Source organism: Lacipirellula sp., assembly GCF_965279485.1.
GTDB lineage: Bacteria > Planctomycetota > Planctomycetia > Pirellulales > Lacipirellulaceae > Lacipirellula.
The window spans coordinates 3,051,660-3,065,590 of sequence record NZ_CBDIIC010000002.1 but is presented as its reverse complement, the minus strand read 5'-3'; the positions used below and the strand labels follow the sequence as shown (position 1 = coordinate 3,065,590).

Annotated in this window: 8 protein-coding genes; 4 read left to right on the top strand and 4 right to left on the bottom strand. The window is 63.2% G+C overall.

The features are described 5' to 3' along the window. Nucleotides 1-17: 17 nt before the first annotated feature. On the bottom strand, nt 18-2,255 hold the full coding sequence (locus ACQY7R_RS19920; RefSeq protein ID WP_428307303.1) for a HEAT repeat domain-containing protein: 2,238 nt from the start codon (nt 2,253-2,255) through the stop codon (nt 18-20). A 44-nt stretch (nt 2,256-2,299) separates the two neighbouring features. Beyond that, nucleotides 2,300-3,694 carry an argininosuccinate lyase gene (gene argH / locus ACQY7R_RS19915; protein WP_428307302.1) on the bottom strand — a complete coding sequence of 465 codons (1,395 nt, stop codon included), beginning with the start codon at nt 3,692-3,694 and terminating at the stop codon, nt 2,300-2,302. A gap of 400 nt (nt 3,695-4,094) precedes the next feature. On the opposite strand from argH, the gene ACQY7R_RS19910 reads away from it, so the two are divergent. After that, nucleotides 4,095-4,421 carry a hypothetical protein gene (locus ACQY7R_RS19910; RefSeq protein ID WP_428307301.1) on the top strand — a complete coding sequence of 109 codons (327 nt, stop codon included), beginning with the start codon at nt 4,095-4,097 and terminating at the stop codon, nt 4,419-4,421. Between the two features lie 213 nt (nt 4,422-4,634). Further along, nucleotides 4,635-6,779: a sigma-70 family RNA polymerase sigma factor gene (locus ACQY7R_RS19905; protein ID WP_428307300.1), complete on the top strand. Its 2,145-nt coding sequence runs from the start codon at nt 4,635-4,637 to the stop codon at nt 6,777-6,779. 9 nt (nt 6,780-6,788) lie between these two features. Here the strand turns inward: ACQY7R_RS19905 and ACQY7R_RS19900 are convergent, their stop codons facing one another. Beyond that, nucleotides 6,789-8,465, bottom strand: a complete 1,677-nt coding sequence (locus tag ACQY7R_RS19900) for a M14 family zinc carboxypeptidase (protein WP_428307299.1) — start codon at nt 8,463-8,465, stop codon at nt 6,789-6,791. Nucleotides 8,466-8,658: 193 nt separating this feature from the next. Further along, the gene (locus tag ACQY7R_RS19895; protein WP_428307298.1) at nt 8,659-10,443 is read right to left on the bottom strand and encodes a hypothetical protein; all 1,785 of its coding nucleotides are present in this window, start codon (nt 10,441-10,443) and stop codon (nt 8,659-8,661) included. Between the two features lie 290 nt (nt 10,444-10,733). Here ACQY7R_RS19895 and ACQY7R_RS19890 point away from each other — a divergent pair, with 290 nt between their 5' ends. Further along, nucleotides 10,734-11,321, top strand: a complete 588-nt coding sequence (locus ACQY7R_RS19890; RefSeq protein ID WP_428307297.1) for a hypothetical protein — start codon at nt 10,734-10,736, stop codon at nt 11,319-11,321. Then, nucleotides 11,318-13,897: an ATP-binding protein gene (locus tag ACQY7R_RS19885; protein WP_428307296.1), complete on the top strand. Its 2,580-nt coding sequence runs from the start codon at nt 11,318-11,320 to the stop codon at nt 13,895-13,897. The genes ACQY7R_RS19890 and ACQY7R_RS19885 overlap by 4 nt, the downstream gene beginning before the upstream one ends. Nucleotides 13,898-13,931: the final 34 nt, after the last annotated feature.

The following is a 13,931-nucleotide window of genomic DNA, read 5'->3' as shown; positions in this document are numbered from 1 at the left end:
CCGACCCCGTTGGGTAACTACTTCTGTGCGGCAGTATCTTTCTTCTCAATGACGTCCAGGATGCGGCCCATTAGTTCTTGCGTTGGCTTGTCGGCGGTTTCGCTGGCGTTGTAGCGGTCGTACTGGCTAACGACTTGTTCGCGTTTCAGCTGAACGCCGAACCGCTTCACGCTGGCGGCGAGGGCGTCGGCTGCGGCTTGGCGGGTTTCGATCGGCAGCGACGTCACGCTGGCAAAATCGACGAGCGCCGTTTGGCTTTCCGGCGTACCGAGGCCGGCCAGCACGGTGACCGACGGATCGGCCAGTTCGGGAGCCATCAGCGTGCGATCGACGAGGAAGGCGTCTCGCTTGAGTTCATCGTAAGGGGCATTTTCGGCGAGTAGCTTGGCCAGCCATTCGAGGGCCTGCTTCGCCTGGGCGGTGCGAACCTCGGTCGACGCCAGCGGCGTTGGTTTGAGGGCAAGGGCTTCCTTCACCACGTTGGCGAGGGACCCGTCGCCTTGCGGCCGCGGGGTGGCGTAGACGAGCGAGTTCGCCTCGGCGACGCGTTGGGCGGAGGCAAATCGCGGACCACTCGCGGCGATTAAGATCGGCACGTTCGCGGTGAGGTCGCTCGCCCGCAGTTGGTACACGACCTCGCCAAGGAGCGGCTGCCCGATGTCGCTGTCGAGCACGATGACGCCGAGCCGCGGGGCGACGGCGGGATCGATAGCGGCGACGAGGGCTTCGCGGCCCGACTTCACCGGCATTGCGTCGTAGCCTTGGCCGCGGAGCTTGCCGGCCCAATCGCTGGCGACGAGGATTGCCGGGGCAGCGGCGATGGCGGTCGGCTCGCCGGCGCCGCCGACAAAGTACCAGAGCGACTTGGCCACCTGACTCGAACCGGGGAACGATCGCTGCGGGTTGAGCTGCATGATCGCCCCCAGCGCGGCGAAGCGGACGGCGCGGTCGGGGCTCGTGAGCGCGGCGGCAAGCGGCGATGGCATTCCGCCGTTCGACGAAAGAATCGAGAGGTCGCCGCGACGGCCGAGTTCTTCGGCGATCATCACGGCGGCGGCGGTGTACTGCTCCTTCATCGCCGTGGCAAGCGTCGTCGAGAGCTCGCTCGGCGTGAGGGCGCCGACGACTTCCTTCAGCGAGGCGTCGGCGCCGCGACCGAGCAGGGCCGACTCTTCCAGCGAGTAGAGGAGCACGGCGCGACGGTCGTTCGGTTCGGTGAGGCCGCCGACTTCGCCGAGGGCGCGGGCCAGCCGGGCCGCGGTGAGCGCCCGCAATTGCGGCACGCCGTACGTCGCGGCGGCGAGTTGTTTCGTCTGCGGATTCCACGACCACCAGACGCCGACCGTGCCGTCATCGAAGGTCGTCACCGGCGTCGATTTGATGGCGGCGAGCCGGTCGCGGAGGAGTTTTTGAACTTCGTGGATCGTCGGCTCGGGATAGCCGAGCTGAGAGATCGACTTGCGGGCGGCCGATTCGGCGGAGGAATCGGTCGCGGTGACGGCGATCGTCGACAGCCAGGGGAGGGCACCGGCAACGTGCAGATGACCAGCGAGCTCCGCAGCGTCGCGGCGAAGTTGGCCCTGCGAATCAGCCAGCAGCGCGAGGAGCGGGGCGTCGATAGCGGGCCGCATGTCGGCGAGGGCCGCCAGTAGGTTGCCGCGAACCGCTTCATCTTTCGCTTCGGCCAGGGCGTTGATCGCAGCGAGCATGCCGGCGTCGCCGGCGGCGCGTAGATCGACGCGGGCGGCGTAGCGCTCGCCCTCGGTCGGGGCGTTGAGCTGCGCAATTAACTGAGCGATCCGCTTGGGATCTTTCGCCGCGGCGTCGGCGGCGATGATGCAGCTTTGGGCGAACTCGCGGACGCCGGCCAATTGGTTGGGCGTCGCGTCCTTCGCCACAGGCGGGTCGAGGCGAATTAGTTTGAGGAACTTCGCGGTGCCGAACTCGCCGACGAGGGCCGCTTTCTGGGCGTCGTCGAGCTTAGCGGCGATCAGTTCCGGCAGAAGCTGCGCGGCAACGTCGGCGTGGCCGAGGTCGATCAGCATCAAGATGGCGCGAAGCTGTTCGGCGGGGGTGGTTCGCTTGAGTTCGAGGACCGAGGCGATCGCGGGATCGCGGCGGGCGAATTCAGCCAACGTCGGCGCTGCCGCGGCGGCAGGATCGGCGGCTGGTTCCTGGGCAGACAGCGACGAAACGAGCGCTAGCGTCGCAGCGAAGGCGCTCAGGCTGCTGAGGATGGAGAAGCGGTCAATCATGGATGAGAAGCAGTGGATGTTGGTGTGTGCAGCAATTTTGGCGGCTACGGTTCTAAACCGAGGCGATCTTTCCAGAGCGTGACTTGTTTGGCGACTTGCGCCGGCGCCGTCGAGCCTTCGCTGGTGAACGCCAGGATCGCGTGGTCGACGCCGAGGACCTGGTACACCGATTCGTCGAGCGCCGGATGAGCGGCCTGGAACTCGGCGACTTCAAGCTTGTTCAGCGGCAAGTCGCGTTTCATCGCGACGCCGACCAGCTTGCCGATAATCTCGTGGGCGGTTCGCTGCGGGACGCCGAGCTTGATGAGGTGTTCCATCAGCGTCGTCGCGTCCAAGTAGCCGCGGCCGAGCTTCTCGTGGATCGCTGGTCGATTGAGTTCAGCGCCGGTGACGACCGCGGCGGCCAGTTCGACGCACGCTTCCACCGTGTCGGCCGAGTCGAAGACCCGCGGTTTGTCTTCCTGCAGGTCGCGGTTGTAGGCGAGCGGCAGCCCCTTCACCAGCACCAAGAGCGAGGTGAGGTTGCCAACGACGCGGGCCGTTTTGCCGCGGATTAGCTCGAGCACATCGGGGTTGATCTTCTGCGGCATGATCGACGAGCCGGTGCAATACGCGTGCGGCAACCGCAGGAAGCGGAACTCGACGGTCGACCAGAGAATCCATTCCTCGGCCCAGGTGCTGAGATGCTCGGCGACCAAGGTGAGGGCGAAGGCGAACTCGATCGCAAAGTCGCGATCGCTCGAGGAATCGAGGCTGTTGGCGACGATCCCTTCGAAATCGAGGGCGGCGGCCACATGGCGGCGATCGATCGGGATCGTCGTCCCGGCGAGGGCGGCGGTACCCAGCGGCAGCTGGTTAACGCGGCGACGGCAATCGGCGAGGCGGTCGCGATCGCGTTGGAATTTCTCGGTGTAAGCGAGCCAGTAGTGGTTCGCCAGCACCGGCTGGGCCCGTTGCAGATGGGTGTAGCCGGGCAGGATGATGCCGTGGTCGCGATCGCAACGGTCGACGAATGCTCGTTGCAAGTTGGCGAGTAGCTCATCCGTCCGGTCGATAGCGTCGCGAATCCAGAGGCGGAAGTCGGTCGACACCTGGTCGTTGCGGCTGCGGCCCGTGTGGAGCTTGCGGCCAACGTCGCCGATGCGCTCGGTGAGGGCCCGCTCGATGTTCATGTGAACGTCTTCGAGCTCTTGCTTGAATGGGAATTCGCCGGCGGCGATCTCGCGGCCGATCTGCTCGAGGCCGGCGACGATCTGGTCGCGTTCGTCTGCCGATAACATGCCGGTTTCTGCCAGCATGCGCGCGTGGGCGATCGAGCCGCGAATATCTTGGGAGTGCAGGCGATGGTCGAAGCTGACGCTCTCGCTAAATCGTTCGACGCGCGGGTCGACGTCGCCGTCGAACACGCCGCCCCATGGTTTGTGTTGTTGCTTGGCCAAAGGGAGTTCCGACGCGAAATGAAATCGGACTGAAAGGAGCCGAGAGACTTTGCCGGTGCAGCCATAGAAATGGCTCCAACATCTTTACGGTAAACGGCTTAGAGAGAGGCGTCAATCGGCCGCGGGCACCCGTCGCCCAAGAAATAGGCACGATTGGAAAAGGGTTTAGAAATCGGGGCCGGAACGGTGCGGCAGGGGGCCTATTGTGCCGCTTGGGAGGGTTCGCGTCTCCCCCCGAATGGCGGCTGGCGAAATCGACGGATGATGCCAAGAATCGAGCCGCGGCGGCGAATGGCCGGGGACAGATATACTACAGGCGTTGTGGGCGGTCGTTCGTGCGACTCGCAGCCCGGCAGGAGGTCCTGCCCGGCGGCGCCCACTCAAGCGGTGTGAAACGACAATGAATCTCGACCCACTCTCTTCAATCCTTGCTCAGGTCTCGACTGCTCCGACGGATCCCTGGACGAATAAGTTCATGGGATTGGAAGCCGACCAGCGGTTTTCGCTGCTGATCGTCGGCATCGGGTGCCTAACCGGGGTGATCGTCACGCTCGCCTGCCTGATATCGTCGGTCGTCTCGAAGGGGCACCAGCGGCGGATCGAGGCGGAACTGAAGCGGGAGATGCTCGATCGCGGGATGTCGGCCGCGGAAGTCGCTCAGGTGATCGAGGCGACGGCGGCGGACGAGACGGTGGGGCAGTTGAAGGCGATCTACGGACGGAAGTGATCACGGCCGTGCGACGACAGTCATCTCTCTAGCCCCGGGCTCTGCCCGGGGGTCGGCTGGCGCTACGTAGGGTTCACGTCTCGCGGAATGGTTACTCACCCCCGGGCGGAGCCCGGGGCTGCAGACGCGCTCGCTAGCGGCTATCTTTTTTCTAAAAATTCCGCAGTCCGCGGCGGCGGTTCCGGCCTCTAATGGGGTGGAGAGACGCCGCTGATGTCAGATTTCTTACCAACCACCGATTTCGACGCCCCCTTCGCGGAGGGGCAAGCCGTCGACGCTCCGGTCGTCGTTCCGACCGACGGTGAGCGGCTGATGCAGTTTCAACGCTATCGCGACGAAACCGCGTTCGCCCAGGTGGTGGAAACTCACGCCAACATGGTATGGAGCGTTTGCTCGCAAATCCTCCGTCATCAGCAAGACGTCGAGGATGCCTTTCAAGCCACGTTTTTGATTCTCGCCCGGAAGGCGCGGTCGATCCGCGCTACCGAGAGCGCCGCGGGTTGGCTGTATCGCGTTGCCTATCGGACGGCGCTGCTGGCGCATTCGCGGCATCGCCGGCGGAATGAAGCGCCGCTGCTGGCCGACATTCCTTCGCTCGACGACCAGCTGACCGACATCGAGCGCAACGAGCAGGCGTTGCGGCTACTCGACGAGCTCAACGCGCTGCCGGCTAGGTACCAGCAACCGCTGGTCCTCTGCTACATGGAAGGCCGCACGCGGAGCGAGGCGGCCGAGCAGCTCGGCGTTAGCACGCAAACGATCAAAGGGTTGCTTGCTCGCGGGACGCGACTGCTGCGTTCGCGGCTGATTCGCCGCGGCGTCGCGCTCTCGGCAGCGCTGGGGATCGTGCAATCAACGGCGTCGACCGCTCCGGCCGCGACGCCGGGCCTAGTGTCGTCGACGGCGGCGCTCGGGATGGGCTTCGCCGTGAAATCGAAAATTGCCTCGATGGTTATCAAAGGGGCGCCGCTGAAGGGCGTCGCCGCTTGCTCACTTGCCGAAAAGGGAATACTTGCCATGACGATCGCCGCTGCATCGAAGCCCGCCGTTGGCGTGCTGGGGGTTTGCCTGGCCGTGGGGATGCTCGCCGTTGCCGAGGCCGATCCGCCAAAAGGGACGCCGGGCGGCGACGGAAACGTCGTGATCATCTCGACGAGCGTCGACGGCGAGAGCGGAGCGAAGCTCGAAGAGAAAGTGGTTAACGATAGCGCCGTGGCGCTCGCGTCGGAGGTGCAGACGCTGACGGCGAATCTCGTCAGCGTGGTGACCGACGCCGCGGCGGCGACTACTTCGCCGGAGCCGGGCGCAGGCGCGCAGCCGAGCCCAAGTCCAAGCCCCGTGCCCATGCCGAAGCCCGTGGAGGCCCTCGACGCTGTGGGGAACGTGGCCACGGTGACGGTTACCAACGAAGTGCCGGTGGAAATGTCCGTTCCTGTTCAATCATGGCAGACGGTTGAAGACGGGGCGCCGCAGGTGCAGGCATTTGCCTACGGACGCACCGCACAGTTCACGCCGCCGCCGGCGGATGTGCTCGTTCCTCGATTTGAGACCAGCGCTTCGCCGATGGCCAGCGGCAGCGCAGCGACGCTGAAGCTCGAGGGGGAGTATTGGGCTCTGAAGGCGGAGGGGCTGAAGAAGAAGGCCCAGGCGATCCAAGCCAAGGTCGAGCGTGTGACGAGATTGGCCCAGCAAGGCGTCGCCGAGCACAACGAAGGTGAGGTCCTCGACCTCTCCGCAGAAAAGGATCTCACGCTAGCCGAGGTGAAGTTATGCGAGATGAACGCCCAGCGAGTGAAGGAGTCGCTTGAGGCGAAAGCCGCGGCTGACGATGACAAAGCGAAGAAAAACGTCCACTTCAAGGTCGAGCAGGTCCACGAACTCGCCAAGGTGGCGGAGCTGCAGGCTCTTAAGGCGCAGCACAACGCGATGAAGGCGGCCACCGAAGCACAGGTGGCGGCGACGATCAAGGCGAAGGAAGTAGCGCGCGTCGAACTCGACCGAGTCGAACGGAAGGTCCGCGAGGCGCGGCCCGCGAAAATGGCTGCACCGAGGGTTGAAGTTCGGCCGGGAGTCATCCACTTCAAGACAATTCCGGACTCGCCCGACATGGTGCTGACCGCTCCGCCCGCGCCGGCTCCGCCGCAGTTCAAGACGGCGCCGATTGCTCCCCCAGTTCCAGTTGAACCGGGCCCGGAATTCAGCGTCGTCCGTAAGGATGAGCTGAAGAAGCTGCTGGCGGCTGAGGAGGAACTGAAGAAGTTGCAGCAGCGGCTGGAATCGCTCGAGGCGGTGGAGGAAGAACGCTACGAGCCGAAGCAAGAAGAACTGATCGAAGAGCGTGTGAAGGAAAAGGAATAGACGGTCTCTTCACTTCCTTCGATTGGCAGCGCGCCGACGCGATGAACGTTGCAGCGAGTGAACGCAGATTAAACTGATCGTAGCGAAGCCAATTGTCGCTGGTTCAGGCACCGCGGCGGCTGAGTTCGGATTTGTCTCGCCAAACTCCCGCTGCCAGACGAGCAGGTCGGCGCCGTCGACGACACCGTCGTTGTTTGCGTCGCCTTGGTAGTGCTCAGCGTTCGAGAGCGTCCCGAAGCCGAGCTTCCAGGCGGCGAGGTCGCCCGCATCGACGTCGCCGTCTTCGTCGAAGTCGGCTGCCAGCGGATTGTCGACGCGGATCCACGCTTCGTACATCGCGAGGCCGACGTTCTTGCCGTAGTCTTGGTAGAAAGAGATCGGTCGGCTGATGCCAAACTGATTCTCCAGCGTGACCGACATCTGCGCGTTGAGGAAGCCGAGCGCGAAGCCAGTAAGCGTCTTGCTGGAAGCCGTCGTGCCGGAGGTTTCTTCGAGCAGGTTGGGTTGTAGTTCCTTGAGCGCCAACCACCATGGGTTGTTCAGCGACGCAGCGTTGTTGGTGATGTAGCCCCAATCGTCGCGGCCGCCGCCCCCTTCGCCGTTGGGGCCCGCGATGTTGTAGTCGGGAACGGAGGAGTGGAAGTCCAAGAACAGATCAGTCACGGCGCCGGGCGTGGCGGCTTTGTCGGCCCGCATCGCTTCGCCGTTGATCATCTGCTCCGTTCGCTGGGGCGAAACGTAATCATTCGAAGAGACGGCATTGGGATACCAGTAGCCGTTCGAGTCGGTGTTCTGCCACTGCAGCATCGAGCGATTCAGACCCGCGTAGCGCCCTGAGGCGTTGAGCGTGGGATAGCCGAGAATTTCGGTCTTGTCGCGAAGCGCTGCGGCGCGCGGGTCGTCGGAGATCAACCAATCGACGAGCCCTTCGTAGGTGTAGATGCCGAGCGTTTCCGACGCATGCTGACCGGTGGCGATCATCACCCGATGCTTCGGCGTCGCGGAGTCTGTCGCAGGATTCGTGATGCGATACGCGTAGAGGTCGAGCGCGGGGATCGAGCGGCCGATATCGTCGACGCCGGCCGGAGATTGGCCGATCACGCCATTGGCGTTGCCGGACGCCGTCGGCGTGGCCCAGGGCGAGGCGATCACCTTCTGCGCGTGAGCCGTGCTGCGAGCGTACGTGTAGGGAATGGCGTAGGCGACGTAGACATCGTTCTGCGTGAAGTTGGAACCGAGGTTGAATGTGAAGAGGTCGTTGCTTGAATTGCCGTCGCCGATGTTTTGCAGCGTGTTGTTCGCGTGGGGGAAAAACTCCCAGTTCACGCCGTCGTACGAGTAGACCATCTCGTGATCGGCGAGTTCGTGATTCGCGAGCGTCGGTGGATAGTCGGTGTTGTCGCCGCCGAACTCGCCGGCGACCGAGAAGGTCGGATTCGTGTTCAGCACGCCGGTGGCTTTGAAGTACATCCACCGCCAATGGTCGCCGCCGAGCGGATGTTGGCCGAAGGCATAGCTGTCGCGGCCGACGAGGTTGATGGCCGCACGGGTGACGGAGTAGCTTTTCAGCGAGCCGGAGTCGAAGTTCGCGTCGATAGTGATCTGCGCGACCGCCGCCGACGTCGATAGCAATGAACTGACGAGAGCGCATGCGGCGCAGTGCAGGCCGAGGCGGAAGCGAAGCATCTTCTGTTGTTCCGTCAGAGAGCAGAGGGGCTAGATCGAGCGCCGCCGATACTCTTGGATTGTAAATGGCGTCGAGCGAGGCAGCGATGGAACCGATCGCGCCCTTGCGCAGGCGTCGCTCGACAACGCGCGAGATTGCAGCGCAGGCACGCCGCTGTTGGGGGTAACCGCAACCCGTGCGCACCGCTGATGGTTACGGTTTCGTAGGGTAGCGAGACGGATCGACGACGCCTTCGTCGCTCACGATCGCGCACCGGTCCGGATCTCGCAGTAGCTCTGCGATCTTGTACTGCTTGCCGTCGATCGTAATCTCGTCGCGTACGAGCCGGACGCCGTGGCTGTAGTCGACGTACCAATCGACGTGAACGTTGGTGAGGGGCTGGATTGGTTGGCCGTTCAGTTGGCGCCAGCCGTAGATCACGAGGCGGTCGGGGCGCTCGTATATTTTCGGCGAGACGACGATGTCTTTCTTGCCGCCGATGGTGAGCGGGCCGAGCGACTGCCCCTTGCGCTGGGATTCGATCTTGTCGTTCGAAAGAATGAAGGCGGCGACCGATTCGCGATTCTCAGTGAGCGGTTGCGGAGCGAGGCGGACTTCGCCGACGGCGTCAATCGCGTCGACCATTTTGCGGGTCGGCAGAACGCACTGAAACTTATCCGCAAGTGATTGGGCCGTTTGCGGCGTCATTGGCAGGCGGACGAAATCGTCGTCGCTGCCGACGGCGAGGTAGTCGGGAGCGACTTCGATCGTGCCCTTAGTCCCGCCTGCGGAAATCGGAACCTGTTTGAACTGCCGCAGGAACGTCGGCACGTTGCCCGCGGCGAGTTCTGTGAGAATCGCCGCTTCGCGCTTCTCGCCGGGCAGGTCGGCGAGCTTGGCCATGAACGCCTTGCCGCCGAGGGCGTCGGAGGGGCGGGGCGGGATCGTTTTTATTTCGCGAACGGGGAGCGGCGCCGCCGTCGTATTGGAAGCGGCGGCCGTTGGCTTCGGCGTGCGTGATTCGTCGACAATCGGCTTCGCTTCGACGAACTTTGTGTAAGCCCGCGGCCCACCGAACGTCCCCCAAGTCCCCTCGGCCGCGGTTCCTAGCGTTTGCGCGTGAATGAGACCGTTCATGTCGCCGACGAGCGCTGTGTGGAGAATTTTGTTCTCCGGGTTGGGGTGGACGTAGAACCGCACGCGTCCGTCGAGGCCAGAGTACTCGGTGAACGGCCCCGTTTTGCGCTCTTCGATTGCGAAGGCGGGCTTGAAGGCTTCGACCATCCGCTGCGTCGCGCGGAATGTGCCGCCGTCGGGGCCGACGACTTTTTTGCCTTGGAATTCGATGTTGCGATCGTCGTAGGCCAACACGATCAGTCTTCGTGCGTCGTCGCCTTGCAGCCAGCGGACTAGCTTGGCGCCATGCTTCGCGGCGTCGAATGAATAGTTCGCGTCGAGGATGGCGATGCGATCAATCCAGGCCGGGATTTCATCGTTCCCTTCGATGACGCCAAAAATAAAACTGCCGCCGCCGCTATGACCGGTGAGCGTCACGCGGGCGTCGTCGCCGCCGAACTCGCGGCGCCATTCGTCGGCGAGGGCGGCGATGCGCGCGTTGCCGTCGGCGCGGCTACCGCGCCATGACGGCCAGCTGAGCCCCTTCGCTTCCGCGCACACCAGCGTGAGCGGCTCTTCGGGGGCCAGCGTGCGCAGCAGCCGCGTTTGCGCGAGGACATGCTGAATGTCGTAGTGCCAATCGAGGCCGTCGGCCAACTGGCAGCCAAGCGTCTGCTCCAGCGTGTTGCCGTTCGGAAGGGCGAAGATGATCACGCGGCTAGGGGAATTCCCGAGTTCAGGCGCGAGCGCTGCCGGCGCGTTCGCGTAGATCCGCATGTCCGGTTCGACCGTTGCGAAGCGACTTTCTTCGGCCTGCAAAGCGAGCGGCGAAAGTAGTAAGCAGAACGGCAAGAAGCTGTAAAAGAAATGTGAGATCGTCATATCGCGAGTTGCGGAAGAATGGGGGCGGTCAAAACCGGCGTCGTCATTGTAATCGGCATTGCCGCACGCCGCCGGAACGATTGGTTTACCGCAGGACGCCGGGGAAAGGGAGTCGGCTGACCTAGATTCTGAGATCGCGGCGATGAGCGCGGGCGGGAAACGCCTGTTTCGCCAGTGCGCCGTAGACTTTTTGCGTCACCGATATGCATGAAACCAGCTATCCAACCCGAACCGCTGGCCACACGTCGTGGCTGATCGCTCTTGCGCTTGTCGCATGGCTCGGTGCATCGTTGTCGGCCTGGTACGGGATCACAACGTTCGGTTTCGTCGGCGAGCGCCTAGCAGATGGCGACACGCCTGCCGTTTGGCCGGCGGACTCGACGATTGCTCGAAGCAAGCATCAGCCGATGCTGTTGCTGTTCCTTCACCCGCACTGCGCTTGCTCGCAAGCGACGGTCGAGCAATTGGAACGGTTAACGACGCTTGTCCCGGCGCGATTGTTGCCGACGATTTGCGTCGTCGCGTCGTCGCCGCGGTCAACCGGGAGACTGTGGGAATCGACGCCGCTGCTGAACAGCATCCCGCGGTTGCCCAATTCTTATGTGTTTCATGACGCCGGGGGAGTGGAAACCGCATTGTTCGGAGCCCGGTTGAGCGGCACCGTCATGCTGTACGACGTCGACGGCCGGCGGCTCTACGCCGGGGGCGTCACGATGGCTCGCGGCCATGACGGACATAACGCCGGCATCCAAGCGGTGGCGGATCTGCTAATAAATCCCGACGCCAACGCCCCGTCTGTTCCCGCCTTTGGTTGCAGCGTCGTTTGCGAAGCGCCGTCGCGCAAGGCAGAGACTCCCGCCGAGGGCGACGCACGATGATCGCCCGCACTGACGATGCCCAGATTCAGACCCGCGCGCAGGAGATTCTCCAGCAGCGCGAACTGCAGATTTACCGCCGCATCGACCGGATGTTCGCGGTGTTGATGATTGTCCAGTGGGTTGGCGCCGTCGGCACGGCGCTGTGCGTCTCGCCGCAGACTTGGTCGGGGGCACAGGCCACCGTTCATCCGCACGTTTGGTTTGCGCTGATCGGCGGCGGCGTTATTTCGTCGCTGCCGGTGTGGATGGCGTGGCAGATGCCCGGCCGGACGGTGACGCGGTACGTCATTGCGGTGGCGCAGATGCTGTTCTCCTCGCTGCTCGTTCAAGTGAGCGGCGGTCGTCTGGAGACGCACTTTCACGTTTTTGGATCGCTCGCATTCCTCGCCGCTTACCGGGATTGGGGCGTCCTGATGGTCGCGACTGCCCTGGTGGGCGCCGATCATCTCATCCGCGGAGTCTTCTGGCCGCAATCGGTGTTCGGCGTCGCCATCGCCGATGAGTGGCGGTGGGTCGAGCACACCGGCTGGGTGCTGTTCGAAGATTTGTTCTTGCTGATCACGATTCGCAAGAGCACCGAGGAGATGGAAAACAACGCGCTGCAGACGGCTTTGTTTGAGCGCCATCACGACGATTTGCAGCGCTATTCGGCGCAGGTGCATCGTTCATTCGAGAAAGAGCGCTCGATTATCGATGGCTCGCTCGACGCGGTGGTTGAACTTGACGCCCGGGGCGACGTGCTGAACCTCAACGGCCCCGCTGAACGGCTTTTTGGTTGGACGGTGGAAGAAGCTGCAGGCCGTCGGTTCGATCAACTCGTGATTCCTGAGCACGATCGCCAACAATACCTCCAAGGTCTGAGCGAACTCTCGAAGACGCAGGCGGGGCAGGCTTCGCCGCAGCGGTTCGAGATGGAATGCGTCGACCGAAATGGCCGGCCGTTCGCCGTCGAGCTCGCCATTGTGCTAATTCACGGCAGTGAAGAAACAACCTTCTGCGCGTTCGTGCGAGACATTACCGATCGCAAGTCGCACGAACTCGACATGCAGCGGGCGATGGAGGAGGCCGAGGCCGCCAATCGCACGAAAAGCGAATTCTTGGCGAACATGAGCCATGAGATTCGCACGCCGCTCAACAGTATTCTCGGGTTCGCCGAACTGCTGGTCCGCAACGCTGACGGCGGAGATGAAGCAACTCGCCGCGACTATGCCGATACGATTCGCACGAGCGCCCGCCACCTATTGGAACTAATCAATAACGTCCTCGATCTTTCGAAAATCGAAGCGGGCAAGTTGCAAGTCGAACAGGCCCGCTTCTCGCCCCATCAACTGATCGCCGAGGTGGTGTCGCTGCTGCGGGTGCGTGCTGTCGAGAAGGGGATCGTGCTGAACTATCGTTGGGACGGAGCTATCCCTGAGTCGGTGGCGACCGACCCTCACCGCGTGCGGCAGTTGCTGCTCAATCTGGCGGGGAACGCGATCAAGTTTACCGAGCAAGGCAGCGTGATGATCGTGGCTCGCGCCGAACGCGAAGCGGATGGTTGCCACCTGGTGCTGGAAGTCCGCGACACCGGCATTGGCATCGACTCGAAGAAGCTGGAGGACGTGTTCCAGCCGTTCGTGCAAGCCGATAGTTCGATGACGCGTCGCTACGGCGGGACCGGACTTGGGTTGGCGATCTGTAAGAACATCGTCTCGGCTCTGGGAGGCGAACTATCCGTCGCGAGCGAGCTCGGTCGCGGGACGACGTTCACTGCAAGACTTGCAGTCGGCGATCTGCGACACGTTCGCATGCTCGAATCGCCGCCTGAGACGGCGACCGGCGACTACGTCGACGTTCCGACCTCCGCCAACCTGCAAGGCGTACGCGTGTTGCTGGCTGACGACGGCGAAACCAACCGCAAGCTGATTCAAGTTTTTCTCACACGACATGGCGCTGAAGTCCAAGCGGTCGAGAACGGCGAGCTGGCTTGCCGATTGGCGCTGACCGACGAATTCGACGTTGTGTTGATGGACATGCAAATGCCGCTAATGGACGGCTACGCGGCGACGCGGAAACTCCGTTCCCTCGGGTTCGAAAAGCCGATCATCGCCCTCACAGCGCACGCCATGAAGGGCGATCGCGAGAAGTGCACCTATGCAGGTTGCTCGGGCTATCTTTCCAAGCCGCTGAACGTCGACGATCTCGTTCGCACGGTCGAGACGGCGGCGCGCGTGGATGATCGCCGCAGTCAGGGTATCCAAAGTGCAAAGGAACTGAAGATCAAGCGTGCGCTGAACGGGCCGATTCGTTCGACCTTGCCGACTGACGACGACATGCTCCGCGAGATCGTCGCTGAGTTCGTTGAAAGCATTCCGGCCCGGCTGGAGGCGATGGAGCGCGCCCTCGCGGAAGAAAATTACGAAGAGTTGCAGCAGCACGTCCACGGGCTGAAAGGCTCTGGCGGAACGGCGGGATTCGTCTGTTTGTCGGAGGTTTCGGCCGAACTCGAATCGTGTGCCGTGGAAGGGCGAGGAGATCAGGCGGCGGCGCTACTGAACGAACTTAAAGAGATGGAGCCGCTGATCGTCGTTTGATCCTGTCGGAGCGAGATTGCTCCGCGATCGACCA